This is a genomic window from Pseudomonas sp. 51_B, from assembly GCF_017491595.1.
GTDB classification, from domain to species: Bacteria; Pseudomonadota; Gammaproteobacteria; order Pseudomonadales; family Pseudomonadaceae; genus Aquipseudomonas; species Aquipseudomonas promysalinigenes.
This window is the reverse complement of sequence record NZ_JAFGYW010000003.1, coordinates 62043-88250: the sequence shown is the minus strand read 5'-3', so window position 1 is coordinate 88250 and position 26208 is coordinate 62043. Positions and strand designations below refer to the sequence as shown.

Here is a 26208-nt window from a genome sequence, read left to right as displayed (position 1 = left end):
TTAAAGAGTGCGCGTTCAACTGGATGCGGCCTTCGTGCCGCTGAATATCGCCGTGCTGACCGTCAGCGATACCCGTACGTTCGATAACGACACCTCCGGCGAGCTACTGGCCAGTCGTTCGGTGCAGGTAGGCCATCGTTTAGTGGCGCGGGCACTGCTCAAGGACGACCTGTACAAGATCCGCGCCCAGGTCGCCACCTGGATCGCCGACGACGATGTGCAGGTGGTGCTGATCACCGGCGGCACCGGGTTTACCGGGCGTGACAGCACACCGGAGGCCGTGCAGTGCCTGCTCGAGCGTAGCGTCGATGGCTTTGGCGAGCTGTTTCGTGCCTTGTCCATTCTGGATATTGGCAGTTCGACGGTGCAAAGCAGAGCCCTTGCCGGAATTTCCAACGGCACCTTGGTGTGCTGCCTGCCTGGCTCGACTGGGGCTTGCCGTACCGCCTGGGAAGGCATCCTGGTGGAACAACTGGATGCGCGGCATCGGCCGTGCAATTTCGTCAAGCATCTGAAGCCTGTGGGCGCTTGTCAGAGCCGCGGTTGACCTGCACCTCCTCGCGGGTAAACCCGCTGCCCCAGGCTCGGTACAGCCGCGAATGCGTCAACTCAGCACATGATCCACTGGCCGCAAAACCGGCGGCAATGGTTCGACGCCCAAAGCCCCCAGCACATCCCGCTCCACGGTTCTGACCATGGCATCCATCGGCAAGTCGTTTTCGTCCCGCCCGAACGGGTCTTCCAGCTCGTTGCCGATCGCATCCAGGCCAAAGAAAGTGTAACCGACGATGGTGGTGAACAGCGGTGCCAGCCAGCCCAGCGGTTCAGCAAGGGCGAACGGCAGCAGCAGGCAGAAAATGTAGATGGTGCGGTGTAGCAGCAGGGTGTAGGGGAATGGCAGCGGCGTACCCTTGATTCGTTCGCAGGTTGCCTGCACCTCGGTCAACCCGGCCAGCCGCTGTTCCAGCAACATATAGCGCCATTCACTGAGCTGCCCTTGCTCGGCCAACTGCGAGCAGTGCTGGCCAATATTGCGCAGGATGCCATCGCACAGGTTATGCGCGGCCACCGGGGCGTTGGCGTTCAGCCAAGGGCCAGCGGCATCCCTTTCGCTTTCTTCGCGTAACCGTGCACTGAGCCCGTGGGCAAAGCCACACAGGCTGCGCAGCAGTTCGGCGCGCAGCGGTGCGTTGGCAATCACCGCGCTTTCGCGCACGAACGAGCGGGTCTCGATGATCAGTTTGCCCCAGGCTTTGCGCCCCTCCCACCAGCGGTCATAGCAGGCGTTGTTGCGAAAGCTCATGAAGATAGAAAGTGACAGGCCCAGCAGGGTGAAAGGGGTGGCGCTGACCGGGTAGAAAAACGCCGGGTAATGCCGCTCGACCAGCACGATCAGCGCAGCCAGCAAGGTGACCATCAGGCAGCGCAGAGCGATGCGCTTGATGATCGAGCCTTTGAGGGTGAACAGCACGCGAAGCACATCGGGGCGCGGGTGGACGATCATGGCGGTCCTGAGGCGGCCGTTCAGCCGCCGGTCATGTTCATGAAGCGCAGGATCTGTACCTCACCACCGACTTCGAAGTGGTGGCGATAGGGCTTGAGGTGCAGCGAGTCGCGGATGGCTTTCTCCAACCGCGCAGCATCACCTGGATGGGCACGTAGCACCTGCTTGAGGTCCATCGAGTGTTCATTGCCAAGGCACAGCAGTAACCGGCCCTCGACCGTCAGCCGCACCCGGTTGCAGGTGGCACAGAAGTTGTGGCTGTGCGGCGAGATGAAGCCGACACGGGTGGTCCCAGCCTCGGCCAAGCGCCAGTAGCGCGCTGGGCCTTGGGATGACTCTGTGGACTCGATGAGGGTGAAATGGTCACTCAGGCGGTCACGCACCTCATCGCTCGAGCAGAACGACTCGCCGCGCTCGTGCTCGCTGATGACTCCCAGCGGCATCTCTTCAATGAAGGTGATGTCCAGCTCACGGTCAATGGCAAAGCGCACCAGGTCGACCAGTTCATGCTCGTTGCGGCCCTTGAGCACCACGCAGTTGAGCTTGGTGCGCTGGAACCCGGCCTGGCGCGCAGCGTCGATGCCGGCGATGACCTGGTCGAGGTCACCAGTGCGGGTCAGCTGCTTGAAGCGCTCGGCATCGAGGCTGTCCAAGCTGATGTTCAGGCGTGTGACGCCTGCATCGAACAGCGGCTGGGCCAGGCGCCCGAGCTGCGAGCCATTGCTGGTCATGCACAGCTCGCGCAGGCCGGGCAAGGCGCCGATGCGCCTGCACAGGTCGACGATGCCCTGGCGCACCAACGGCTCGCCACCGGTCAGGCGAATCTTGCGGGTGCCGAGGGCTACGAATCGCTCGGCGACCAAAAACAGTTCTTCGAGGCTGAGGATCTGCTGACGTGGCAAGAACTGCATGTCTTCGGCCATGCAGTACACGCAGCGAAAGTCGCAGCGGTCTGTGACCGACATCCGCAGGTAGTCGATTTTCCGGTTGAAGCCGTCGATAAGGGCCGGACTGTTTTGTTCCACGTTGGCGCTCGAATGGGGGCTTTGCTCCAAGCTATAACCTGGCAGCTAAGGCGTCAAATTGCTTTCCCTGACTGGTCGATCAATGGGCTCTATCATTTGATCGCAGGTCAGCAATGCCCATGGGCTCTGGCGCCGCGTGGGCGGCGCTGGGTTGCAAGGGCACTGAGCATTCTCAACCTGCCGCCCGGTGATCGAGACCGCTTATCACCCCGTAAGATCTTTCGATTAGACGCGCTTTCTTACGCTCCATAGGCTGAAAAAAAGCATCGAAGCGTGAGGATCGAGTACATGAGCCAGGATCGACACATCAGGGACTACAACGGCCCCGCTGCGGGCTGGGGCGCGCTCAAGAGCGTGACCAAGAGTTGGCTGGGCAGTGACAACGCGTTCAAGAACCTGCGGGCCATGCTCAAAACCAACCAGAACGGTGGCTTCGATTGCCCAGGCTGCGCCTGGGGCGAGTCGTCGGAAAGCGACATGGTCAAGTTCTGCGAGAACGGCGCCAAGGCAGTCAACTGGGAGGCCACGGGTCGCTCGGTGGATCCGGCATTCTTCGCCCGATACAGCGTCAGTGCATTGCGTGAACAGACCGATTACTGGCTCGAATATCAAGGCCGCCTGACCCACCCGATGCGTTACGACGCGGCCACCGACCACTACGTTGAAACCACCTGGCAGGAAGCCTTCGAGCTGATCGCCAAGCATTTGCGCGCGCTTGAGTCCCCCGATCAGGCGGAGTTCTATACCTCCGGCCGAGCCAGCAACGAAGCGGCGTTCCTCTACCAGTTATTCGTCCGCGCCTACGGCACCAACAACTTCCCCGACTGCTCGAACATGTGCCACGAGGCCAGTGGCGTCGGCATGGCTGAAACCCTGGGCGTCGGCAAGGGCACGGTGGTGTATGACGACCTGGAACTAGCAGACGCGATCTTCGTCATCGGCCAGAATCCTGGCACCAATCACCCGCGCATGCTCGAACCGCTGCGTGAGGCGGTCAAGCGCGGTGCCCAGGTGGTGTGTTTCAACCCGCTCAAGGAGCGTGGCCTGGAACGCTTCCAGCACCCGCAGCACCCCTTTGAAATGCTCAGCAACGGTTCCGAGCCGACCAGCAGTGCCTACTTCCGTCCTGCGCTGGGTGGCGACATGGCGGCCATGCGTGGCATCGCCAAGTTCCTTTTGCAGTGGGAGCGCGAAGCCCAGGCACAGGGCGAGCCAGCGGTGTTCGACCATGCTTTCATTGCCGAGCACACCAGTGGCCTGGATGACTACCTGGCGGCACTGGACGCTACACCGTGGGAGCATATCGTCAAACAGTCGGGGCTGACCCTGGCCGAGATCGAGCTAGCGGCGCGCATGTACCGCAAGGCAGAACGGGTGATCATGTGTTGGGCCATGGGTATCACCCAACACCGCCATTCGGTGCCGACCGTGCAGGAAATCGTCAACCTGCAGCTGCTTCGTGGCAATGTCGGTAAACCCGGCGCTGGCCTGTCGCCGGTGCGCGGCCACAGCAACGTGCAGGGCGACCGCACCATGGGCATTGATGAGAAGCCCAAGGCGGCGCTGCTCGACGCCCTCGAAAAGCGTTTTCGCTTCCGAGTGCCACGTGCTCACGGGCACAATGCGGTGCTGGCCATCAAGGCGATGGAGCAGGAGCAGGCCAAGGTGTTCATCGCCCTGGGCGGTAACTTTGCCCAAGCCACGCCGGACACCCCGCGTACCCATGCTGCGCTGCGCAAGTGCGCGCTGACCGTGCAGATTTCCACCAAACTCAATCGCTCGCATCTGGTGACCGGCCGGGATGCACTGATTCTGCCGTGCCTTGGGCGAACCGAAATCGATCTGCAGGCCGAGGGCCCGCAGGGTGTGACCGTGGAAGATACTTTCAGCATGGTGCATATCTCCAACGGCCAATTGCACCCACGCTCGCCGCACATGCGTTCGGAACCCTGGATCATTGCCGGCATGGCCAAGGCGACGCTGGGCAACCAGCCGATCGACTGGGAGTACGCGGTAGCCGACTATGGCCGGATTCGCAGCATGATCGCCGACGTCATTCCGGGCTTCGCTAACTTCAATGAGCGTATCCAGCACCCTGGCGGCTTCCACTTGGGCAACCAAGCAGCCGACCGCAAATTCCGAACCATCACCGGCAAGGCGCGCTTCATGCCCGTTGCATTGCCTGAGGAACTGGTCAATGCCAAAGTGTTGGCGCGCGGCGACAAGCCCGACCTGATCCTGCAGACCATGCGTTCCCACGACCAGTACAACACCACGTTGTACGGGCTCGACGACCGCTATCGCGGCGTGTTCGGCCTGCGCGAGGTGGTGTTCGTGAGCGAGGCGGACATCCGCCGCCTGGGCTTTGAGCCCGGTGAGCATGTTGACCTGGTGTCGCTGTGGGAGGATGGCGTGGAGCGGCGAGTGTCGGGCTTTCGTCTGGTGCCTTATGACATCCCTGATGGCCAGGCAGCGGCGTACTACCCAGAGACCAACCCGCTGGTGCCGCTGGAGAGTTATGGGGAGGGTACCTACACGCCAACTTCCAAGTTCATCGCGATCAAGCTGGAGAAAGCCAGGGCCGGAAATCGGATCGAGGCCGTGCTCACCGCTGATTGATGGATACTTTTGCTGGCCCCTAAGCGGCTAACGTCGCACCCTAGCCTCAGTGGGTGCGGCTTCAGCCGCGATGGGGTCGGCGCCTTTCAGGCACGATGCACCGGGAAGGCCGTGGTGTACTTCATCTGTTCCATCGCAAAGCTGGAGGTGATATTCGACAGCCCCTCTGTGCGGGTGATCAGCTTTTTGTAGAAGCGGTCGTAGGCTGCGATATCACCCACCACGACCCGCAGCATGTAGTCCCAGTCCCCGGACATGCGATAAAACTCCATCACCTCCTCGAACCCTTTCACCGTATTGGCAAATTGCTCAAGCCACGCGCTGTCGTGGCGTTGAGTCTTGAGCTGGACGAAAACGGTCAGCCCCAGCCCCAAACGTTCGGGGTCGAGCAGGGCGACGCGACCTAGGATGTAGCCGTCTTCCTCCAGGCGCTTCACGCGCTTCCAGCAAGGGGTGGTCGATAGGTTTACCGCCTCGGCCAGATCCTTCAGCGAGATTGACGCATCGCGCTGCAGCAGGGTGAGGATGTGTTGGTCGAAACTGTCCATGGTAGGGAACCGGCGAGAAATATTTTCCCCAGACTACCCTACGCCTAGGAAAATTTCCTGCGCGCTTCAGCATTGCCGCCGTAACAGGTTATTGCCATAGTTGCAGGCTTGAATTCTGCCAAAAATGGGCCTGACCATGTCTGACAAGCCGCGTAATTTCGCCACCCGTACCATCCACGCCGGTGAGCAGGCCAGCGTTGCCGACAACGCCATCTTCCCGCCCATCTACACCGCCAGCTCCTATATCAAGCGCAGCCTTGATGACCACCCACAGTACGCTTACAGCCGGGTAGGCAACCCAACTCGGCATGCCTACGAAAGCTGTGTGGCCGCCTTGGAGGAAGGCGTCGGCGCGGTAGCCTGCGCGTCGGGGGTCAATGCTACCGCCACGGTGCTGGAGTTGTTACCCAAGGACGCCCATGTGGTGGTGATGAACGGTGTTTACGGCGGGACGTTTCGCATCCTCGAAGATTTCCGCGGGCGTACTTCGGGCCTGACTACCACCTATGTCGACCTGAACGATGTCGCGGCAGTGGCCGCGGCCATCAAGCCCGAAACCCAGTTGATCTGGATCGAGTCACCCACCAACCCGTTGCTGCACTTGGTGGACATCCAGGCGGTCTGCGACCTGGCCCGCGCCCGCGGGATCCTGACCTGCATCGACAACACCTTCTGCTCACCTTGGAACCAACGGCCGATCACTCTCGGCGTAGACCTGGTGATGCACTCGGCGAGCAAATACATCGGCGGTCATTCCGACCTGACTGGCGGTGTGGTGGTGGCAGCCAACGATGAACTGCTCAGGCGGCTGCGCAAAATCAGCATGGCGGTGGGGGCGATTCAGGGGCCATTCGACTGCTACCTGGCCCTGCGCGGGATCAAAACCCTGGACGTGCGCATGGAGCGCCAATGCGCCAATGCGCTACAAGTGGCGCGCTTTCTCGAAGGCCACCCGCAGGTCGAGCAGGTGTTCTACCCAGGGCTGCCTAGCCACCCGCAACATGCCCTGTGCCAGCGTCAGATGCGTAGCGGTGGGGCTGTGGTAGCCATGAAAGTCAAAGGTGGTGACAGAGCAGCGCTCAATAGGTTGATTGAGGCACTGCACATTTTCGTGCTTGCCGACTCCCTGGGAGGGGTGGAGAGCATGATCAACCATTCCTGGAGCATGTCGCACAACTCGTTGACCCCTGCACAGAAGGCCGAGATGGGTATCAGCGAGAACCTGTTGCGCTTGTCGGTGGGGATCGAAGACTACCGTGACCTGATCGAGGATCTGGACGGCGCACTGAAGGCCTCAGCGGCTGGATAGCAACGCTGCCCCTATCGCCGCGGTGCCGACGATAGGGGCAACCGAGAAGGTTCAGGCTTTAGGCGGATGAATGATTCGTTCGATCCTGTCCTTGAGCAGCAGCCGCTCCTTGCGCAGGCGGTTGACTGCGTCGTCGCTGGTGCCGTTGGCCTCTGCAGCGAGCACCTCTTTGTCTTTGGAGTTGTATTCCTTGTGCAGCTTGTGAAGGTCCTGGTCCTTGTCTATGAGCGCCTGGAATGCGTCAGCGGTAATGTGCAGGTCAGCGAGCAGGTCATGCGGAACTGGCATTTTTTCACCTCTGTCAGGGTTGTCGTTAAGATCCTGACCTTTGAGGATAGCTGCGTTTGGCCGCCTGCGTGGTTGGGTGGCCCAGCAACCGGGGTTTCGCCAGGCTGAACGGTTGCTGAACAAAATGTACGCAAAGTTTAAAAATGCATCGGCTCACGGATTTGTTACCGTCTTTTTCACAAAAAATTGATGGTGCGCTTTCTAGAGTTCCGCAACTTTCCCACGGTGCCGTCCGGCCCTGGGGTTGATAACAACTCTTGATTGCGAACGCCGATGCTCAACTTCAAATCCCTGCGGACTGAATGGGTCACGCTGTTGGCCAGTGTTTACCTGCTGGTCGGTCTGAACATGTTCCTCTGGGGGCACCTGCAAGAGGTGGTGCCTGCCGGGCCGACGGGGCTGTGGCTGTCCCTGGCGTTTGCCGTGCTTATGCTGTTCGCGTTCAATTTAGTGTTGACGTTGTTCGCTTTTCGCTATGTATTCAAACCGCTATTGATCGTGCTGTTCATCAGTGGCGCAAGTGCCGCTTACTTTATGAACCAGTATGGCGTGCTGATTGATTCGGGCATGTTCCGTAACATGGCCGAAACCAATATTGCGGAAGTACGCGACTTGATGTCGTTCAAGTTTGCCGCCTACATACTTTTGCTTGGCATACTGCCGTCGGTACTGTTGTACAAAGCGCAGATCGCCTACCGCCCGTGGCACCGTGAAATCTTGGGCAAACTGGTGGTCAGCGGCGCGTGCGTGGTCGTATTGGGCTCTGTGGCACTGGTCAATTATCAAGGCTTGTCGTCGCTGTTTCGCAATCATCACGAACTGCGCCTGATGCTTACCCCAAGCAATGTCGTGGGCGCGACTATCGGTTATGTCAACGAGCGCGTCGGCACCGCAGCGCGGCCGTTCCAGTCGTATGGCGAAGATGCCAGGCGCGATGGGGCCTGGCAGAAACACGCGCGCAAATCATTGACCGTGCTGGTGGTGGGTGAAAGTGCACGAGCCGATCATTTCGGTGTGCTGGGATACGGGCGCGACACCACTCCGAACCTTGCCAAGGAACAGGGCTTGCTGAGTTTCAGCGATGTGCATTCCTGCGGGACCGAAACGGCCGTCTCGGTCCCGTGCATGTTTTCTGGCATGAAGCGCAAAGACTACGATGCTCGCGTGGCCAAGAACCGTGAAGGGCTGCTGGACATCCTCCAGCGTGCCGGGTTGGCCGTGCAGTGGCGCGATAACCAGTCGGGGTGCAAAGGCACTTGCGACCGGGTGCAGTTCATCGATGTCAGCAACCTCAAAGACCCGCAATTGTGCGCCGGCGGCGAGTGCCATGACGAAATTTTGCTGCAGGGCCTGAGCGAGTTGCTCGACAACCTCGACAAGGACACCGTGCTGGTGCTGCACCAAATGGGCAGCCACGGCCCTGAGTACTTCAAACGTTATCCGGATGGGGGCGCACGCTTCACCCCCGTATGCCAGAGCAATGCCCTGAACCAATGCACTCAGCAGGAAATCATCAATGGCTACGACAATACCCTGGCCTACACGGACAAGGTTCTGGCTGCGCTGATCGATACCTTGCGCAGCAAGCAGGACCAGGTCGACACCGCCATGATCTATCTGTCCGACCACGGCGAGTCGCTGGGCGAGTACAACCTGTTCCTGCACGGTACGCCCTATGCCATCGCCCCGGAACAACAAAAGCACGTGCCTTTGCTGACTTGGTTCTCCGACAGCTACAAGGAGGACTTTGGCATCGACACCCAGTGCCTGGCCAAGCTCAGCGATGCACCGCTGTCCCAGGACAACCTGTTCCACTCGATGCTGGGGCTGCTGCAGGTGCGTACCGAGGTGTACCAGCAGTCGCTGGACATGTTTGCCAGCTGCCGGCCGTGGTTGGCCGCTCAGCGCTGAAGCCGTTCATCTAAACCAGGGATGGCGCAGGTTTCACCCCCAGGGCCCGCGCCGTATATACTGCGCGCCAATGTTTGTGGGAGAGCCTTGTGGCCATCGAAATTCACTGGATCCGTGACGACCAGACCCTGGCCGAACACTGCCGCACGTGGCGCGAACTGCCGTACGTGGCGCTCGACACCGAATTCATGCGGGTCGACACCTTCTACCCCAAAGCGGGCCTGATTCAGGTCGGGGACGGGCAGAGGGCTTTCCTGATCGATCCGCTGCTCATCGGCGACTGGCAGCCCTTGGCCGCACTGCTGGAGGACAGCAGCGTGGTCAAGGTGCTGCACGCCTGCAGCGAAGACCTCGAAGTGTTGCTGCGCCTGGCTGGCAAGCTGCCGCAACCCTTGTTCGACACGCAATTGGCGGCGGGTTACCTGAACCTGGGCTTCTCCATGGGCTATTCGCGCCTGGTGCAAGAGGTGCTGGGCATCGAACTGCCCAAGGGTGAAACCCGTTCAGACTGGTTGCAGCGGCCGCTCTCGGACACACAAGTCAGCTACGCCGCCGAAGATGCCGTGCACCTGGCCGAGCTCTTCGAGGCTTTGCAGCCGCGCCTGTCCGGTGACAAGTACGCCTGGGTCCTCGAGGACGGTGCCGAGCTGGTGGCGGCGTTGCGCCGTGAGGTCGATCCCCAGATGCTGTACCGCGATGTGAAGCTTGCCTGGAAGCTCGGGCGCCAGCAGTTGGCTGTGCTGCGTGAGCTTTGCGCTTGGCGCGAGCGTGAAGCGCGTAGCCGCGATGTGCCCCGTAACCGCATCCTCAAAGAGCACTCGCTGTGGCCCATCGCCAAGAGCCAGCCCGACAACTTGTCGGCGTTGGCCAAGATCGAAGAGATGCACCCGCGCACCATTCGCCAGGACGGCGCCCAGTTGCTGGAGTTGATCAAGCGCGCGGGCAGCCTGCCAGCGGAGCAATGGCCACAGCCGCTCCCTGAGCCCCTGCCGATCGAAGCCGCTGGTATTCTCAAGCGTCTGCGCGCCATCGGCCAGGCCGAAGGCGAGCGCCTAGGCATTGCGCCTGAGCTGATGCTGCGCAAGAAAGCCCTGGAAGCCCTGCTCAAGAGCGGCTATCCCAACGGCCCCTATCAATTGCCCGATTCGCTGCGCGGCTGGCGCCGTGAGCGGATGGGCCAGGCCCTGCTGGATGACCTTGCAGGCGCTGGAGAGTCACAATGAAACGTATCTGCTCGATTTACAAAAGCCCACGCAAGAACGAAATGTACCTTTATGTGCTCAAGGCCGACGGCCTGGAGCGCGTGCCTGAAGCCCTGCTGCCGTTCTTCGGCACGCCGCAGCATGCCTTCGACCTGGTGCTCGGCCCCGAGCGCAAGCTGGCACGTGAAGACATCACCAAGGTGCTGGAAAACCTCGACAACCAGGGTTACCACCTGCAGATGCCGCCGCCGGACGATGAGTACATCGAGCACCTGCCCGAAGAGCTGCTGCGCCGTAACGACCCGGCCTGACCATGCGGGTACTGATCGCCGAGCATGATCATGCTCGATATACCGCGCTGTTACGCCAAGTGATGCCCGAGCTGCAGGTCCTGACCAGTGGCGACTCGGCCGAGCTCGCCCGCCAGGCACCCGATTGCCCGGTATGGCTCGGCCAGCCAGACCTGCTGGCGAGCCTTTTACGCCAGGGCCACAAACCGCAATGGGTGCAGTCGACCTGGGCTGGCATCACCCCATTGCTGGCCGAGGGGTTGCCGCGGGACTACCGGCTGAGCCGCGCCGTGGGCATTTTTGGCCAGGTCATGGCTGAATACATGCTGACCTACATGCTCGGCCATGAGCGCGAAGTGCTGTCGCGCCTGGTCAGCCAGGTCGAGCGGCGCTGGGATGATCGACCAGGGCGCACGCTGGAGGGGCGCAAAGCGCTGATCGTCGGTACCGGCGATATCGGCCAGCGGGTGGCTGAATTTCTCGTGCCGTTCGGTGTGAGCCTGTACGGCATTGCCAGCAGCGCACGCGAGCAAGCGCCGTTCGTCGAAGTGGCGGGCCTGGCGGACTTGCCTCGTATGGTCGGGGAAGTGGACTACGTGCTCAACCTGCTGCCCGACACCCCGGCTACCCACGACCTGTATGACGCTGCATTGCTGCGCTGCTTCAAGCCAACAGCACTGTTCATCAATGCCGGGCGCGGCGCAGCGGTGGTCGATGCCGACCTGGTCGAGGCGCTCAAGCAGGGGCATCTGGCTGGGGCGGTGATCGACGTCTGCCGGCAGGAGCCCCTGCCGCAGCGCCATCCATTCTGGACGGCCTGGGGGTTGCTGCTGACCGGGCACAGCTCGGCACCGACTTCGCCTGCGGCCATGGTGCGATTGTTTGCGGACAATCTGCAGGCCTATGCCCAAGGGCAGGCGTTGCGCGGGGAAGTCGACTTCGCCCGGGGTTATTGATCTGGCCAGCACTTGCCACCTAGGGACAGGCCCGCTTGCACCAGCGGGCTCCTGGTACTGACAAGCGGTCTAGCGTTGCCGAAGGCCAGGCTCTAGACTGGCGCCGCCGCGCACCGCGGCCTGAAAGATGAGTGCAGGAAACCTGTGTGATGATCGCTGACAGCACGCCGTTCTGGCGGCGCAAGACCCTCGAACAACTCAGCCCGCAAGAGTGGGAGTCACTGTGTGACGGCTGCGGCCTGTGTTGCTTGCAAAAGCTTGAGGACGAAGACGACAACAGCGTCTATTACACCCGTATTGCCTGCAAACTGCTGGACCTTCAGAGCTGCCAGTGCAGCGATTATCCCAACCGCTTCGCCCACGTACCGGACTGCATCCAGCTCACGCCGGGCAAGGCAGACCAGTTCAAGTGGCTGCCAAGCACCTGTGGCTATCGCCTGGTCAGCGAAGGCAAGGACCTGCCTGATTGGCATCATTTGGTTTGCGGTGACCGCAAGCAAGTGCATGAACAGCGCATTTCACAAGCTGGGCGTATGCTCAGTGAGCATGAAGTGGACGAAGACGACTGGGAAGACCACCTGATTTTCCGCGCCAGCTGAGTGGCGCCCCCGTCGCCTCTGAGTAACAAGGAGTTTCGCTATGCGTTGCCAGTGGGTGTTGCTGCTAGGGCTTGTGGCCTGTTCGTCGGCCTGGGCGAAAAAAGTCGACCTCGATTATCAGGTGCGCTTGTTACCTGCCAATGGCCAGGCCGAAGTGCGCCTGACCTTGGCTGAAGGCAGTGCCGTGCGTAGCCTGGACTTCGACTTGGGAAACAGCGGAGCCTACAGCGGCTTTCAGGCTGATGGCCAGTGGCAGCAGCAGGGCGAGCGTGGTGTATGGCACCCAGCAGCGGGCAAGACCAGCCTCAGCTACCGTGTGAAGCTGGACCAGAAGCTGCGCAGCGGCGCCTTCTCGTCACGCATCACCCCCCACTGGGCGTTGTTCCTTGGTGATCAGCTGGTGCCTCCTGCACGGCTCGACCAGCAAGACGGCACCGAGTTGGTGGCGCGGCTGAGCGTTGACCTGCCCGAGGGTTGGAAAAGCATCGAGACCGCCTGGCCGCGCATTGGCAAGGACAAGTTCCGCGTCGATAACGTATCCCGGCTGTTCGATCGCCCGACTGGCTGGATGCTCGCAGGGGAGCTTGGTAGCCGCCGTGCGCGCCTTGGCCAGACGGATGTAACCGTGGCAGCGCCAGTGGGGCAGGGCATGCGACGGATGGACAGCCTGACCCTGATGACGTTCGTTTGGCCGCAACTGCAGGCAGTGTTCCCACGTAACCCGGCCAAGCTACTGGTGGTGGGCGCCCGCGACGGCATGTGGCGTGGGGCGGCAGCCGCCTCTGGCTCAATCTACCTGCACAGCAGCCGGCCAATGGTCAGCGAGAACGGTAGCAGCACACTGGTGCGCGAGCTGGTGCAGCTGTTTGCGCAAATCCGCGTGGGCGATAACAGCGACTGGTTGGGTGAGAGCCTGACCGAGTACTACGCCACCGAACTGCTGCGCCGTGCCGGAGGTATCAGTGATGATCGCTACGAAGTCTTGCAGGCGCGCTTGCAAAAGCATGGGAGCAAGGTCAGCCAATTGCGCGCAGCGCATGCCAGCCCGGCGCAAGTGGCACGCGGGGTGATGTTGTTGCAAGCGCTGGACAAGGAGATCCGCATCCATACCCAGGCCAAGCGCTCCCTGGATGATGTGACGCGTGCACTGATGCGCCTGCCCAGCGTGAGCACCGAAGAATTTATACAGATCAGCGAGAGCGTACTGGGGCGTCGTTCTGAAGTACTGCAGAGCAAAGCCCTGCAGTAGCCGTGTGGCAGCGGTATCACCGGCGAATGAGCCTGGCAGGCTGCAGGGCGATCAGCTGCCGGTCAAAGGGTCTTTTCCGGTAACCGTCACCCCGCTGGTGGCCGCCTCGGCGCTGGCCTTGAGCGCCTCGAGGTCCGCTGCGCTGCGCTGAATGTCTGAGCGCAAGCGCTGATATTCCTGGCGATGTTTCTGCCACCAGGCCTTGGTCGCGCAGTGCCCACTGATGCCGCGGGCGACCGCCAGGCCGCCGACTGCCATCTGCAAAAGCCCGATCAGCCCGCCGTGGCGCAGGCCTTTGGTAAACATCAGCGCGCCGCCGGCCAATGACCCCGCCCGCTCCAGGCCGTGAACATTGTGTGGCTCGCGTTTCTGGTTGGAATGGATATCAAGCATGACAAGCCCTCCGTGTGTAATGTTCACAGCTGACCTGCAGGTTCGGATCACCGTTCACTCGGTTTGCCCAAGGGTGTAGCGGCTTACTTGAATTTTGGCCCAGAGCGGGTATTCAGACCTTTGGCCATACGGTCATACAACACCACGTTGACCGTCGCCGCCAGGTTCATGCAACCCTGAGTGGGGATGTAGATGGTTTCTTCGCACCAGCCGCGCACTTCATCGCTCAACGAGCCATCCTCAGGCCCGAAGATATAGATCGCCCGATCCGGGTGAGTGTACTCGGGCAGCGGCCGTGCGCCGTCCACCAGCTCGACTGCCACCGGGGTGCAGCCCAGCGGAATGATGCGTTGCAGGTCGTCGATGCCGATCAGCGGGATGTCGTAGTGCACTCGCTTGGTGTCGGTGACGAAGTCGCGGGCGCGTTCATAGCGCTTGCCGGTGTAGAACACCGAGTTGACCCCGTAGCAACCCGCGGCGCGCATCACCGAACCAACGTTCTGCGCAGATTTGGGGTTGAACAGGCCAATGCAGCTGTACCGTTTGTTTGCCACGTGCCGGGGCCCTTCACGAAAAAAGAGCGCGATTATACGGGCTTGCCGGCAACTGCGGTGGGCAGGGTGACAGTCAGTCCTTTTTAAGCATGCTCGCCAGCCCGGCAAACGGGTTGTGGGTGGCTTTGGCGATGCTTGGGGTGCTGGTGGAGCCCTCGCTGAAATACTGCTGGTCGGTGTAGCGCGAGTGTTCGTTGTCGTGGCAGTACAGGCACAGCAGCTCCCAGTTGGAGCCGTCTTGCGGGTTGTTGTCGTGATTGTGGTCACGGTGATGCACGGTCAACTCGCTCAGGCGCTTGCCGGAGAATTCACGGGCACAGCGGCCACACACGTGCGGGTACATCTTCAGGGCTTTGTCGCGGTAGCCCATCTCCTTGTCGCGTTTGGCGTCGGCGAGGATGCGGTCGAGGCGGGCGGTGGCGGCGGAGGTAGAAGCCGAACTCATGGTGTTTCCTTTGTGCTGATCAGGCAGATGACGGTTATGCCATTGAGTCTAGCGCGCTTGCAGGGCAGGCGGACAGGCGAAAACCTGAATATAGGCGTAGCCTGTTCAAAGGTTCCCGACAGGAGGTTGCTGATGTACCACGCGCTCCTCGCCCTGCTGCTTGTCGCTGCCATGCCTGCGGCGCAAGCGACGGGTACGCCCACTCGGCTTAACACAACGGTACCCGGTGCGCCGGGTACGCCGACGCCTACGCCTTATCCGCAGATCACCCCCAGCACGCCACCGAAGGCCTACAACGGCGCACCGGGTGCGCCCTTGCTGCCGCCGATGCCGGTGCCAGGGCCGCCGAAGGACCAAGATTTGCCGGGTTTGCGTCAGGAGACAGGCAAACCACCAGTGCAGGATGATCGATAAGCGATTGCACAGGGCTGTGGGGCGCCATACCCTCACGCAACGCCCAGCTCGCCAAGCACGAACGCATACTCCAGTGCCACATCGCGCAGCCCTTGGTATCGCCCACTCATGCCGCCATGCCCGGCGCCCATCTCGGTCTTGAGCAGCAGCAGATTGTCGTCTGTCTTGAGCGTTCGCAGGCGCGCTACCCATTTGGCCGCCTCCCAATACTGCACGCGGCTGTCGTTGTAGCCGGCTATCACCAGCATGGCTGGGTAAGCCTGGGCACTGACATTTTCGTAAGGTGCATAGGCCTTGATCCGTGCATACACCTCAGGGTCCTGCGGGTTGCCCCATTCGTCATACTCCGTGACGGTGAGGGGGAGTTCAGGGTCGAGCATGGTATTGAGCACATCGACGAACGGCACCTCAGCGATGGCGCAACGGAACAATTCCGGGCGCAAATTCAGTACCGCGCCCATCAGCAAGCCACCGGCGCTGCCGCCGCTGATGGCCAGCCGCTCGGGCGCCGTGACGCCTTGGCTGATCAAGTGCTCGGCACAAGCGATGAAGTCGCTGAAGCTGTTGTGTTTGTGTTCCTGCTTGCCAGCGCGGTACCAGGCCTCGCCCAGTTCGCCGCCACCACGCACATGAGCGATGGCAAAGCCCACGCCACGCTGCAAAAGGCTCAAGCGAGCGTGGGAGAACCATGGGTCCAGGCTTTCGCCGTAGGCGCCATAGCCATACAGGTAAAGTGGCACCGCCTTACCCTGGTCTTCGCGGCGGCGCACCAGGCTGATCGGCACCTCAGTGCCATCGGCAGCGGTTGCCCACAGGCGCTCACTGACGTAAGCGTCGGCGTCGAACGGGCCAAGCACAGGGGTTTGCTTGAGCACTGCCTGGGCACCGGTGGCCAGCTCCAACTGGCGCACCTGGGCGGGGCGGTTGAGGGCTTCGTAGCGCAGGCGTATACGCTTGCTGTCGAATTCCAGGCTGTCTTGCACATACAGGCTGTAGGCAGCATCCGGCAGGTCCACGCGGTAGGCTGGAAGGCCTTGTGGCCGCACCTCGATGATGGGCAGGCCGCCCTCGCGCAGGCTCAAGGTCAGCGCCTGGGCGTTCAGGCTCAAGCCCTCGATCATGGTGTCATCGCGATGCGGCACCAGCACCTGCCATTGCTCCTGGGTCGGGACCGAGGTGGCTGGGGCATGATAGAGGGCGAAGTTGATGCCTTGCCGGTTGCTGCGGATGAACCAGTGCCACTGGCCATCGAGCTGGCCGTGATCAGGGAAGTACTCATGGCCCTCTACCCGTGGAGCCAGGCAGGTGAACGCCGCTTGAGGGGCACTGGCATCGAGCACCCAGGCTTCGCTGGTGGTCTTGCTGTTGAGCAGCAGTACCAATTGGCGCTCGGAGCTGGTGCGGTAGCAGTGCAGGAAAAACCGCCCGTCCGGTTCTTCGAACACCGTGCTGGCCTGAGCTTCGCCCAGCGTATGGCGGCGCAGGCGCCAAGGGCGATGGGTGTCGTCGAGCTGGGCGAAGAACAGGGTCTGACTGTCGTTGGCCCAAGTCATGCTGCCGTCGCAGTCGTCGAAGGGCAGGGTGGTCAGGTTGCCACTGGCCAGATCCTTGACATACAGGGTGTAGATTTCATCGCCACTGGTGTCCAGGCTGTAGGCCAGCAGGCGGTGGTCGGGGCTGACGTTGAACGTGCCCAGCGACAGGAAACCGCCGTTGGCCAGGGCGTTGGGGTCGAGCAGCAGTTGTTCCTGGCTTTGATCGACCGTATTGGAATCGTCCGCTGGGCGTGGGCAGCGGTAATGGCGTGGGTACTCGTCACCTGCGGTGGTACGGGTGTAGTAAAGGTACGGGCCCCAGGGCGAAGGCAGCGACAGGTCGGTTTCCAATATGCGGCTTTTGATCTCTTCGAACAACTGCTCGCGCAGCGGCGCCTGGTCGGCCAGGCAGGCTTGCTGGTAGGCATTTTCCGCTTGCAGATAATCGAGCACCTGCTGGGTGTCGCGATGTTGCAACCAGGCATAGGGGTCGCCGGTTTGGTCTTGGTGAGCAATGGGGGGCTGGGGCTTGGTTGGCATCGGGGATCTCTTGACCGGAGCATGGGACGCTGTCTGCGCCCTGAAATGTGTTTATCATAGGCATCTATTTGCCTGGCTTGCACCAACACCATGATCGAGAACGACTACACCTTTGCCTGGGGCCTCTACGTTGTCGCGGCGCTGGGCTGCCTGCTGGTGGGCTTCAAACTCACTGGCTGGATGTGGCGCTGGCTGCGCGAACCGCTGCGGGTGATCCTGGCGGTGCTGCTGTTCACGCCGACCATCGTTGACCCCGTCAAAGACAGTTTCGCTCCGGCCATCGCCATCACCGCTTTGGATCTGGCGTTCAAGGTCGGCAACAATGCCTGGCGAGCGATTTCTGATTTCGCCATGTATGGCATGTTCGCCTTTGCCCTCTACATCGTCTTCGTGCTGGTGCGCTGGCCGCTGGAAAAGCGCGCCCGCGAGCGCCGCGCCATGGCCCAGGCGGCTGCTGAGCGCCGCGCAGCCGAGGACAATGCCGTGGTACAAACGCCGCTGGCCGCCGAGCGCAACGACCGTTATCGCGACGATCCGTCACCTGCCGCGCCAGCCGCCGGTCGCGGCCGGGTCGAGCCACGGCTGTAAAATCAGGTACTGCTATGTGTGAATTGCTGGGCATGAGTGCCAACGTCCCAACCGACATCGTCTTCAGCTTCACCGGCTTGATGCAGCGTGGTGGGCGCACCGGGCCGCACCGTGACGGCTGGGGCATCGCCTTCTACGAGGGGCGCGGCCTGCGCCTGTTCCAGGACCCGGCAGCAAGCAGTGAATCGGAAGTCGCCAACCTGGTGCAGCGCTACCCGATCAAAAGCGAAGTGGTGATCGGCCATATTCGCCAGGCCAACGTAGGTCGTGTGTGCCTGTCGAACACTCACCCCTTCGTGCGCGAAATGTGGGGGCGCAACTGGTGCTTCGCGCACAATGGCCAGTTGGGTGAATTCAAAGGCCAGGCCACGTTCTATCGCCCGGTCGGCGATACCGACAGTGAGGCGGCCTTCTGCGACCTGCTCAACCGCGTCCGTGCGGCCTTCCCAGAGCCCGTGGAGGTCGAACAACTGCTGCCTGTGCTGGTGGAGGCGTGCGCGGAGTATCGCGGCAAAGGGGTGTTCAATTGCCTGCTCAGCGATGGCGACTGGCTTTTTTGCTTCTGCTCGACCAAGCTGGTGCACATCACCCGGCGCGCACCATTTGGCGCAGCCCGTTTGAAAGATGTCGACCTGATTGTCGATTTTCACACCCAAACGACCCCCAACGACGTAGTCACCGTCATCGCCACCGAGGCGTTGACCGAGAACGAAACCTGGAACCGCTACGAGCCCGGCCAGTGGGCCTTGTGGCGGCATGGAGAGTGCGTTTCGCAAGGCCAGAGCTAAGGACGCTGCATGTTCATAAGTTATCTGCGTTTGCTGTTGTTCACCTTCGGCCTGCTGGCCGGTATCCAGGTGCCTGGGCTGGTCAAGGACTATAGCCAGCGAACCGAGGCTCACCTGTTCGAGTCACGCCAGGCGCTGGACGGCTTCAAGCAGACTGCCGAGCGTTTTTTCAACGGGGATTTGCAGGCTTTGGTACGCCATTATCGCGCCAGTGACGACCCGGTGTTCCTCAGCGATGCCAACAGCATCGAGAGCCTGCTGATTCGCAATCAACGCCTGGAGGACGAGTGGCAGGCACTGCAGGGGTCGTGGCTGAGCCGCACCTGGCATGTGCTGGTACAGCCAGACCGGCAACTGCGCGAAGAGACGCTCAAAGGCTACAGCTACCAGATTTTGCTGGTACCCGAGGCGATTGGCTGGGGTATCGGAGTTGGCTTCTTGCTGGCCTTCGTGGTCGAGAGCCTGCTGCTGGGAATCGGCTGGGTAATCCTGGGTGGGCGCCGCCGAGGCACGGTGAAAGAGAGCTGGCGCTGATTGCTCTGTTGCCAAGCGCACTCACAGGAGTAGCCCTGCCTCTGGGGGGCCAGCTTGCTGTGAAGCGGGCTTGCCCGCGAAAGGGGCGGTGCAGGCAGAGCAGAACTGTCAGGCCAGCACTATCCTCTGTTCGCCTACATCCCGCGCATAACATTCGAGTACTTGCCGGCACACGCCGACCACCTCGTCCACCAATGCCACGCCGGTCTGCCAGGCCACCACCAGCTCAAGGCTAGGCGGTGACGGCAACCCATTGAGCAGCACCAGCTCACCGCGTGCCAGCTCAGTGGCCACCAGCGCCGGTGGCAAAGCACCAATGCCGAAACCATCGCGCAGCAGCCGCGTGATCGCCGCGACCGAGTTCACACAGTTCAACCGAGGCGCCTGGGCTCCGGCTGCTTGTAGCAGGGTGAGTACCTCCTGGTGCGGCCGGGAGTTTTTCGAGAAAGTGACGATCCGCTCGCGGCCAAGCTCGGCCAATGAGTCATAACCGCGCTGGTACACCGAGTTGGCCGCCACCACCCAGCCCATCGGGTAGCGCGCCAGGTCCTGGCTGCGGATCGACTGTTCGCGTAGCAGGTCGGTCTGCAGGATCAGGTCCAGAAAGCCCTTTTGCAACTGCTCGCGCAGATTCAACGCGGTGTCGGCAACCAGCTCGATTTCGACCTGCGGGTAGCGCTCGCTCAACTCCGCCACCAACCCGCTCATCCAGGTATGGATCACCGTGTCCATCACGCCTAGGCGAATTCGCCCGACCTTGGCCCGGTCGCTGTCCAGTGACTGCTTCATGGCCTTTGCCGTTTCCAGCATGCGCTCGGCGTGCTCCAGCACTTTGCTGCCCTCAGGTGTCAGGCTGACCCCGCGCGAGTCGCGCAGAAGCAGTTTTACCCCAAGGTCAGCTTCCAGTGCGGCAATCCGGCTGGATACCGACGCCTGTGTAGTGAACAGCCTATCGGCGGTGAGACGGAAGCTCTTGAGCCGGGCGACCCACACGAAAGTTTCAAGGAAGCGAAGGTTCATGATCAGTTTTTCTTGTTCCAGACCGGCGGTTTTTCTCGTTGGACTCAGGCGGCGGCGCCTCTGAACATTAAGCCAGGCCGCGACGCCTGACGTCGCCCATAAAACAATACCAACAAGCCGAGGCAAGCATGAACCCAAGTGGCGTGCAGCAGCAGGTGCAATCCCCTGCTTCGACCGGGCCGTTCGCCTGGTACCGTGACATCGACTCCCAGCAACGACGCACATTCTGGAGCTGCAAGATTGGCTACGGCCTGGACGGCATGGACACCCAGATGCTCAGCTTCGTGATCCCTACGCTGATCATGCTGTGGGGCATCAGCACCGCCGAGGCCGGGCTGATCCACACCAGCACATTGATCGCGTCGGCAATCGGGGGCTGGGTCGCGGGTATCCTCTCCGACCGCATCGGACGTGTGCGTACCTTGCAACTGACAGTGTTGTGGTTTGCCTTCTTCACCTTCCTCTGCGGCTTGGCTCAAAGCTACGAGCAACTGCTGATCGCCCGTACCTTGATGGGCTTTGGTTTTGGCGGCGAATGGACGGCAGGCGCGGTGTTGATAGGGGAGGTCATCCGCGCCCAGGACCGTGGCAAGGCGGTGGGTATGGTGCAGTCGGGCTGGGCCATTGGATGGGGCCTGACGGCGATACTCTATGCGCTGCTGTTCTCCTGGCTGCCGGCCGAGCAGGCCTGGCGTGCGTTGTTCCTGCTAGGCCTGGTGCCGGCGATTTTCGTGATCTTCGTGCGCCGCCTGGTGAAAGACCCTCAGGTGTACCGCCAGGCCAAAGCGGTGGAAAAAACCGAGGCACCTGCGCACTTCTATGAGATTTTTGGCCCCAGCATGCTCTGGACTACCGTGCGTGCGTCGTTGCTGACCACCGGTGCGCTGGGTGGCTACTACGCCATCACTTCATGGTTGCCCACCTTCCTCAAGAACGAACGTGGCCTGAGCGTATTGGGCACCGGCGGCTATCTGGCGATGGTGATCGTCGGCTCCTATGTCGGGTATGTGGTCAGTGCCTATCTTTGCGATCTGCTGGGGCGCAAGAAGAATTTCATTCTGTTCGCGGTGGGTTCGTTCATCATCGTGCTGCTGTACACCCAGCTGCCCGTCAGTGATGCAGTGATGCTGTGGCTGGGCTTGCCACTGGGTTTCTTCGCCTCGGGGATTTTCAGCGGTATGGGCGCCTTTCTCACCGAACTGTTTCCCACGCGTGTACGGGGTTCGGGGCAGGGCTTTTGCTACAACATCGGCAAGGTCATCGCTGCGCTGTTTCCGCTGATGATCGGCTTGCTTGGCCAGAAGATCCCCCTGGGCCTGGGCATTGGCGTGTTCGCTGCGGTGTCTTATGGCGTAGTGATCATCGCAGCGCTGAGCTTGCCGGAAACACGCGGCAAACAGTTGCAGGCGCGGTAAGGTAGGCCTATGAACACCGTCACGGGAGCACATCTGGTGAAACCCCTGCTACTCAATTGCGACATGGGCGAAAGTTTCGGCAGCTGGCGCATGGGCCTGGATGCCGAGGTCATGCCCCATATCGACTGCGCCAACATAGCCTGTGGTTACCACGCAGGCGATCCGAGCATCATGCGGCGTACCGTCGCCTTGGCGCTGGAGCATAACGTGACCATCGGGGCTCACCCGGCCTATCCGGACCTGGTCGGCTTCGGCCGCCGCTCGATGGCCTGCAGCGCTGAAGAAATCCGCGACCTGCTGCATTACCAGGTCGGCGCTCTGGATGGCATCTGCAAGGTGCTCGGCGGCCGCGTGGCGTATGTGAAGCCCCACGGCGCGCTGTACAACGACATGATGGCTGACCCGCGCACACTGCGCACAGTGTTGGAGGCCGTGGCAGCCTATCAGAGCGGCCTGCCGCTGGTGCTCATGGCCACTGCCGACAACCGTGCGGCCCAGGCGTTGGGCGATGAAGTGGGGGTGCCGCTGTGGTTCGAAGCCTTTGCCGACCGCGCCTACACCGCCAGCGGCCACCTTGTGTCGCGGCGCCTGCCTGGGGCGGTGCACCATGAGCCGGCTCGGGTGATTGAGCAGGCGCTGCGCCTGGCCAGGGGGCAAGCGCTGGTGGCGGACGATGGCAGTGCATTGAAACTTGCAGCCAGTACCCTGTGCGTGCACGGCGACAACGACAGTTCGGTGGCTGCGGTGCGGCAGATCCGTCAGGCACTGGAGGGGCTGGCGCTGTGATGACGCTGCGTATCGAGGTGGTGGCCATCGACAGCCTGATGGTGCGCCTGTTCGATCGGATAGACGAGGCCAATATGCCCTGGGTGCTTGCCGCCAGTCAGCGGCTGAGCGCAGTGTTCGGTAAGCATCTATTGGACCTGGTGCCTTCCTATACGACGCTGATGCTGCAATCGGACCTGCCACCGCGTCAGGCCAGGGCGCTGATCGGCCAGGCGTTGACTGGGCTGCAGGCTGACACCGGTAATACGGGCCAGCGTCATGAAATCCCGGTTTGGTACGACGCCAGCGTTGGCCCGGAATTACCCGTACTGGCCGCTCGCACGGGGCTGAGCGAAGCCGAGGTGATCCGCCTGCATAGCCAGCGCGAGTACCCGGTATTTGCCTTGGGCTTTGCCCCGGGTTTCGGGTTCATGGGGCTGGTCGACGAGCGTCTGGCCAGCCCGCGCCTGAGCACGCCGCGCAAGCGGGTAGCCGCCGGCAGCGTCGGTATCGCCGAACGCCAGACGGCCGCTTATCCGGCTGTGTCGCCAGGAGGCTGGAACCTGATCGGCCGCACTGCGGTGCGCCTGTTCGATCGTGAGCGCGAGGGTTATAGCCTGCTGCAACCGGGTGATCGCGTGCGTTTCGTGGCGGTGTCACGGGCCGAGTTTATGGCCCTGGGTGGGGATGTGGAGAGGCAGGCATGAAGCGCTTGAGGATCGAGGCCAGCAATGCGTTGTGTCAGTTGCAGGATGCTGGTCGCTTCGGTGTGCGCCACTTGGGGGTGACTCAGGGCGGGGCGTTGGACTGGGTAGCGATGCACTGGGCCAATTGGCTGCTCGGTAACCCACTAAGCGCGCCGGTGGTCGAGGTGGCGCTGGGCGGCCTGACTCTGTTGGCCGAGCAGGATTGTGTACTGGCGCTAGCAGGGGCGGACCTGGACGCACGGGTAGAGGATCAGCCACTGCTGCCCTGGCGGAGCTTTGCCCTGGCCCAAGGCCAGCGCCTGACCCTCAAACAGCCCAAGCACGGGGTACGCGCGTATCTGGCGGCGCCGGGCGGGTTTCTTGGTGAACAGGTGTTGGGTAGTTGTGCCACGGTCGTGCGCGAAGCACTGGGGGGGATCGATGGTGACGGCAGTGCACTGGCGCAAGGGCAGGCCCTGACCTACCTTGGCGCTTCACCCGCCCTGCGCGAGGTGCCGGCGCAGTTGCGTCCGGTTTATGCACAAAAGCCGTCGCTCGACCTGGTGATGGGCGCGCAGATCGGTGACTTCAGCGGTATCAGCCTGTTCGATGCTTTCAACCGTGATTGGACACTGGACAGCCGCGCCGATCGCATGGGCATCCGCCTGCTGGGGCCGCAGTTGGTTTACCAAGGCAAGCCGATGATTTCCGAAGGTATCCCGCTGGGGGCGGTGCAGGTGCCGCCGGACGGGCAGCCGATCGTATTGCTCAATGACCGACAAACCATCGGCGGTTACCCGCGGCTGGGGGCGCTGACGCCTTTGGCGTTGGCTGAGCTGGCGCAGTACATGCCGGGGACGCAGGTGCGGTTCAGGGCGGTGGTGCAGGACCAGGCCTGGCAGCAGCATCAGGCCTATGGTCAGCGTTGGGCGTGAGTGGCAAGGGCTGCCGGGCAGCCCTCTGGCTATTTGGACAGATACCGCATGCCTTCCTCCAACCCCTGCAAGGTCAGCGGATACATCTTGTCTTCGATCAGCTCACGCACAAGCTGCGTGGAAGCCGTGTAATCCCAGGCCTGCTTGGGGTAAGGGTTGATCCAGATGATCTTCTTGAATTTCTCCATGAAACGCTGGATCCACACATAACCGGCTTCTTCGTTCCAGTGCTCTACGCTGCCACCCGGTTGGGTGATTTCGTAGGGCGCCATGGCGGCGTCACCGACGAACACCACTTTGTAGTCATCCCCGTATTTGTGCAGCAGGTCGAACGTTGAGAAGCGCTCCGACGTACGCCGCAGGTTGTTCTTCCACACCGATTCATACACGCAGTTGTGGAAGTAGTAATACTCCAGGTGCTTGAATTCGGTCTTGCAGGCCGAGAACAACTCTTCGCACACTCTGACGTGCGCATCCATCGAGCCGCCAATATCGAACAGCAACAGCAGCTTTACCGTGTTGCGCCGCTCAGGACGCATCTGGATATTCAGAAGCCCAGCGTCACGCGCGGTATGGTCGATGGTGCCGTCGATATCCAGTTCTTCGGCGGCGCCTTGGCGGGCGAATTTGCGCAGCCGGCGCAGGGCCAGCTTGATGTTGCGGGTGCCCAGTTCCACCTGGTCGTCGAGGTTCTTGTATTCGCGCTGGTCCCACACCTTGACTGCCTTGCCCTGGCGCTTGCCGGCGTCGCCAACGCGAATGCCCTCAGGGTTGTAGCCGCCTGAGCCGAATGGGCTGGTGCCGCCGGTGCCTATCCACTTGTTGCCACCGGCATGGCGTTCTTTCTGTTCTTCAAGGCGTTGCTTGAAAGCCTCGATAAGCTTGTCCAGGCCGCCTAGCGACTGGATCTGCGCGCGCTCTTCATCGCTGAGCGAACGCTCGAATTCCTTGCGCAGCCACTCATCGGGGATCAGTGCCTCGATGTGCTGGTCGAGGTTTTCCAGGCCCTTGAAGTAGGCGGCGAATGCGCGATCGAATTTGTCGAAATGCCGCTCATCCTTCACCAGAATGGCGCGAGCCAAATAGTAGAAGGCGTCCATGTCGGCGAACACCACGCCCTTTTGCATGGCGTGGTGCAAGTCGAGCAGTTCGCGCACCGAGACCGGCACCTTCGCCGCACGCATCTCATTGAACAGGTTGAGCAACATGGCCCGGCTCCAATCAGCGGTTGCCGCGTCGGCTCATGAAAGCCAGGCGTTCGAGCAGTTGTACGTCCTGCTCGTTTTTCACCAAGGCACCGGCCAACGGCGGAATGGCCTTGGTTGGGTCGCGTTCGCGCAGCACGGCCTCACCGATGTTGTCGGCCATCAGCAGCTTGAGCCAGTCGACCAATTCGGAGGTGGACGGTTTTTTCTTCAGGCCCGGGACCTTGCGCACGTCGAAGAATACGTCCAGCGCCTCGCTGACCAGCGATTGGCTGATGTTGGGGTAGTGCACATCGACGATCTGCTGCAGGGTGGTACGGTCGGGGAAGGCGATGTAGTGGAAGAAGCAGCGGCGCAGGAATGCGTCGGGCAACTCCTTTTCGTTATTGGAGGTGATGATGATGATTGGGCGTTGCTTGGCCTTGATGGTCTCGTCGATCTCGTAGACGTAGAACTCCATCTTGTCGAGTTCTTGCAGCAGGTCGTTGGGGAACTCGATGTCGGCCTTGTCGATTTCATCGATCAGCAGAATCACCCGCTCATCGGCCTCGAAGGCCTCCCAGAGCTTGCCCTTTTTCAAGTAGTTGCGCACGTCGTGGACCTTGTCCACGCCCAGCTGCGAGTCGCGCAGGCGGCTCACCGCGTCATACTCGTACAGGCCCTGGTGAGCCTTGGTCGTCGATTTGATGTGCCAGGTGATCAGGCGTGCGCCGAACGAGGCGGCCAGTTGCTCGGCGAGCATCGTCTTACCAGTGCCCGGTTCGCCTTTGACCAGCAGCGGGCGTTCGAGGGTGATAGCCGCGTTGACCGCCAGTTTCAGGTCGTCTGTGGCGACGTAGTCGCGGGTGCCTTCGAACTTCATCAATCTGTCCTCTGCAGGGTGCCTTACGA

At 61.7% G+C, this 26208-nt stretch carries 28 protein-coding genes; 17 read left to right on the top strand and 11 right to left on the bottom strand.

Annotated elements, in window-relative coordinates:
* Window positions 1-7 precede the first annotated feature (7 nt).
* Window positions 8-547, top strand: coding sequence for a molybdenum cofactor biosynthesis protein B (gene moaB, locus J5M56_RS05575; protein WP_060480392.1), 540 nt, complete (start codon window positions 8-10; stop codon window positions 545-547).
* Between the two features lie 57 nt (window positions 548-604).
* Here the strand turns inward: moaB and J5M56_RS05570 are convergent, their stop codons facing one another.
* Together J5M56_RS05570 and moaA are read right to left on the bottom strand one after the other, a co-directional pair.
* Entirely contained in the window at window positions 605-1504 is a 900-nt protein-coding gene (locus J5M56_RS05570) for a bestrophin family protein (protein WP_060480391.1), read from the bottom strand.
* 20 nt (window positions 1505-1524) lie between these two features.
* Window positions 1525-2529, bottom strand: coding sequence for a GTP 3',8-cyclase MoaA (moaA, locus tag J5M56_RS05565; RefSeq protein WP_207870238.1), 1005 nt, complete (start codon window positions 2527-2529; stop codon window positions 1525-1527).
* 288 nt (window positions 2530-2817) lie between these two features.
* Here moaA and J5M56_RS05560 point away from each other — a divergent pair, with 288 nt between their 5' ends.
* Window positions 2818-5148 carry an FdhF/YdeP family oxidoreductase gene (locus tag J5M56_RS05560; protein WP_207870236.1) on the top strand — a complete coding sequence of 777 codons (2331 nt, stop codon included), beginning with the start codon at window positions 2818-2820 and terminating at the stop codon, window positions 5146-5148.
* Window positions 5149-5234: 86 nt separating this feature from the next.
* Here J5M56_RS05560 and J5M56_RS05555 read toward each other — a convergent pair whose 3' ends face one another.
* Window positions 5235-5696: an Lrp/AsnC family transcriptional regulator gene (locus tag J5M56_RS05555; protein WP_060480389.1), complete on the bottom strand. Its 462-nt coding sequence runs from the start codon at window positions 5694-5696 to the stop codon at window positions 5235-5237.
* 124 nt (window positions 5697-5820) lie between these two features.
* Here J5M56_RS05555 and J5M56_RS05550 point away from each other — a divergent pair, with 124 nt between their 5' ends.
* The gene (locus tag J5M56_RS05550; protein ID WP_060480388.1) at window positions 5821-7005 is read left to right on the top strand and encodes an aminotransferase class I/II-fold pyridoxal phosphate-dependent enzyme; all 1185 of its coding nucleotides are present in this window, start codon (window positions 5821-5823) and stop codon (window positions 7003-7005) included.
* Window positions 7006-7056: 51 nt separating this feature from the next.
* Here the strand turns inward: J5M56_RS05550 and J5M56_RS05545 are convergent, their stop codons facing one another.
* Window positions 7057-7293, bottom strand: coding sequence for a YdcH family protein (locus tag J5M56_RS05545; RefSeq protein ID WP_207870234.1), 237 nt, complete (start codon window positions 7291-7293; stop codon window positions 7057-7059).
* Between the two features lie 273 nt (window positions 7294-7566).
* On the opposite strand from J5M56_RS05545, the gene J5M56_RS05540 reads away from it, so the two are divergent.
* The 6 genes from J5M56_RS05540 to J5M56_RS05515 all read left to right on the top strand — a co-directional run bounded on the left by J5M56_RS05540 (window position 7567) and on the right by J5M56_RS05515 (window position 13500).
* Window positions 7567-9204: a phosphoethanolamine--lipid A transferase gene (locus J5M56_RS05540; protein WP_207870232.1), complete on the top strand. Its 1638-nt coding sequence runs from the start codon at window positions 7567-7569 to the stop codon at window positions 9202-9204.
* An 89-nt stretch (window positions 9205-9293) separates the two neighbouring features.
* Entirely contained in the window at window positions 9294-10427 is a 1134-nt protein-coding gene (gene rnd / locus J5M56_RS05535) for a ribonuclease D (protein ID WP_060480568.1), read from the top strand.
* Window positions 10424-10717 (top strand): YcgL domain-containing protein, encoded by a 294-nt coding sequence (locus tag J5M56_RS05530; RefSeq protein ID WP_060480567.1) that lies wholly within the window; start codon window positions 10424-10426, stop codon window positions 10715-10717. The genes rnd and J5M56_RS05530 overlap by 4 nt, the downstream gene beginning before the upstream one ends.
* Before the next feature lie 2 nt (window positions 10718-10719).
* Window positions 10720-11652, top strand: coding sequence for a D-2-hydroxyacid dehydrogenase (locus J5M56_RS05525; protein WP_186478891.1), 933 nt, complete (start codon window positions 10720-10722; stop codon window positions 11650-11652).
* A 149-nt stretch (window positions 11653-11801) separates the two neighbouring features.
* A complete protein-coding gene (locus J5M56_RS05520) occupies window positions 11802-12251 on the top strand; it encodes a YcgN family cysteine cluster protein (protein WP_060480565.1) in 450 nt (149 codons plus the stop codon).
* A 40-nt stretch (window positions 12252-12291) separates the two neighbouring features.
* Window positions 12292-13500 carry a hypothetical protein gene (locus tag J5M56_RS05515; protein ID WP_186478892.1) on the top strand — a complete coding sequence of 403 codons (1209 nt, stop codon included), beginning with the start codon at window positions 12292-12294 and terminating at the stop codon, window positions 13498-13500.
* 51 nt (window positions 13501-13551) lie between these two features.
* On the opposite strand, the gene J5M56_RS05510 is transcribed toward J5M56_RS05515, so the two are convergent.
* The 3 genes from J5M56_RS05510 to J5M56_RS05500 all read right to left on the bottom strand — a co-directional run bounded on the left by J5M56_RS05510 (window position 13552) and on the right by J5M56_RS05500 (window position 14892).
* A complete protein-coding gene (locus J5M56_RS05510; RefSeq protein WP_207870230.1) occupies window positions 13552-13893 on the bottom strand; it encodes a DUF2892 domain-containing protein in 342 nt (113 codons plus the stop codon).
* 83 nt (window positions 13894-13976) lie between these two features.
* Window positions 13977-14447, bottom strand: coding sequence for an RNA methyltransferase (locus J5M56_RS05505; protein WP_060480562.1), 471 nt, complete (start codon window positions 14445-14447; stop codon window positions 13977-13979).
* A 73-nt stretch (window positions 14448-14520) separates the two neighbouring features.
* Window positions 14521-14892 carry a YajD family HNH nuclease gene (locus tag J5M56_RS05500; RefSeq protein ID WP_207870228.1) on the bottom strand — a complete coding sequence of 124 codons (372 nt, stop codon included), beginning with the start codon at window positions 14890-14892 and terminating at the stop codon, window positions 14521-14523.
* 132 nt (window positions 14893-15024) lie between these two features.
* Here J5M56_RS05500 and J5M56_RS05495 point away from each other — a divergent pair, with 132 nt between their 5' ends.
* Window positions 15025-15306, top strand: a complete 282-nt coding sequence (locus J5M56_RS05495; RefSeq protein WP_060480561.1) for a hypothetical protein — start codon at window positions 15025-15027, stop codon at window positions 15304-15306.
* Window positions 15307-15338: 32 nt separating this feature from the next.
* Here the strand turns inward: J5M56_RS05495 and J5M56_RS05490 are convergent, their stop codons facing one another.
* A complete protein-coding gene (locus J5M56_RS05490; RefSeq protein WP_207870226.1) occupies window positions 15339-17381 on the bottom strand; it encodes a S9 family peptidase in 2043 nt (680 codons plus the stop codon).
* Between the two features lie 90 nt (window positions 17382-17471).
* Here J5M56_RS05490 and J5M56_RS05485 point away from each other — a divergent pair, with 90 nt between their 5' ends.
* From J5M56_RS05485 to J5M56_RS05475, 3 genes are read left to right on the top strand one after another with little or no spacing between them, the layout of a single operon-like run.
* Window positions 17472-17969: an MFS transporter gene (locus J5M56_RS05485; protein ID WP_207870224.1), complete on the top strand. Its 498-nt coding sequence runs from the start codon at window positions 17472-17474 to the stop codon at window positions 17967-17969.
* 14 nt (window positions 17970-17983) lie between these two features.
* Entirely contained in the window at window positions 17984-18757 is a 774-nt protein-coding gene (locus J5M56_RS05480; protein WP_186478895.1) for a class II glutamine amidotransferase, read from the top strand.
* Between the two features lie 9 nt (window positions 18758-18766).
* Window positions 18767-19291: a DUF2937 family protein gene (locus J5M56_RS05475; RefSeq protein ID WP_060480557.1), complete on the top strand. Its 525-nt coding sequence runs from the start codon at window positions 18767-18769 to the stop codon at window positions 19289-19291.
* Between the two features lie 108 nt (window positions 19292-19399).
* On the opposite strand, the gene J5M56_RS05470 is transcribed toward J5M56_RS05475, so the two are convergent.
* Window positions 19400-20311, bottom strand: a complete 912-nt coding sequence (locus J5M56_RS05470) for a LysR family transcriptional regulator (protein ID WP_207870222.1) — start codon at window positions 20309-20311, stop codon at window positions 19400-19402.
* Between the two features lie 128 nt (window positions 20312-20439).
* Here J5M56_RS05470 and J5M56_RS05465 point away from each other — a divergent pair, with 128 nt between their 5' ends.
* From J5M56_RS05465 to J5M56_RS05450, 4 genes are read left to right on the top strand one after another with little or no spacing between them, the layout of a single operon-like run.
* On the top strand, window positions 20440-21726 hold the full coding sequence (locus tag J5M56_RS05465) for an MFS transporter (protein ID WP_186478897.1): 1287 nt from the start codon (window positions 20440-20442) through the stop codon (window positions 21724-21726).
* Window positions 21727-21735: 9 nt separating this feature from the next.
* A complete protein-coding gene (locus J5M56_RS05460) occupies window positions 21736-22512 on the top strand; it encodes a 5-oxoprolinase subunit PxpA (protein WP_186478898.1) in 777 nt (258 codons plus the stop codon).
* The gene (gene pxpB / locus J5M56_RS05455; protein ID WP_207870220.1) at window positions 22512-23198 is read left to right on the top strand and encodes a 5-oxoprolinase subunit PxpB; all 687 of its coding nucleotides are present in this window, start codon (window positions 22512-22514) and stop codon (window positions 23196-23198) included. The genes J5M56_RS05460 and pxpB overlap by 1 nt, the downstream gene beginning before the upstream one ends.
* On the top strand, window positions 23195-24112 hold the full coding sequence (locus J5M56_RS05450; RefSeq protein WP_207870212.1) for a biotin-dependent carboxyltransferase family protein: 918 nt from the start codon (window positions 23195-23197) through the stop codon (window positions 24110-24112). Before pxpB ends, J5M56_RS05450 begins: the two co-directional genes overlap by 4 nt.
* Window positions 24113-24141: 29 nt before the next feature.
* On the opposite strand, the gene J5M56_RS05445 is transcribed toward J5M56_RS05450, so the two are convergent.
* Window positions 24142-25320, bottom strand: a complete 1179-nt coding sequence (locus J5M56_RS05445; protein ID WP_207870210.1) for a VWA domain-containing protein — start codon at window positions 25318-25320, stop codon at window positions 24142-24144.
* A gap of 13 nt (window positions 25321-25333) precedes the next feature.
* Window positions 25334-26179 carry a MoxR family ATPase gene (locus tag J5M56_RS05440; protein ID WP_003254658.1) on the bottom strand — a complete coding sequence of 282 codons (846 nt, stop codon included), beginning with the start codon at window positions 26177-26179 and terminating at the stop codon, window positions 25334-25336.
* Between the last annotated feature and the right edge of the window lie 29 nt (window positions 26180-26208).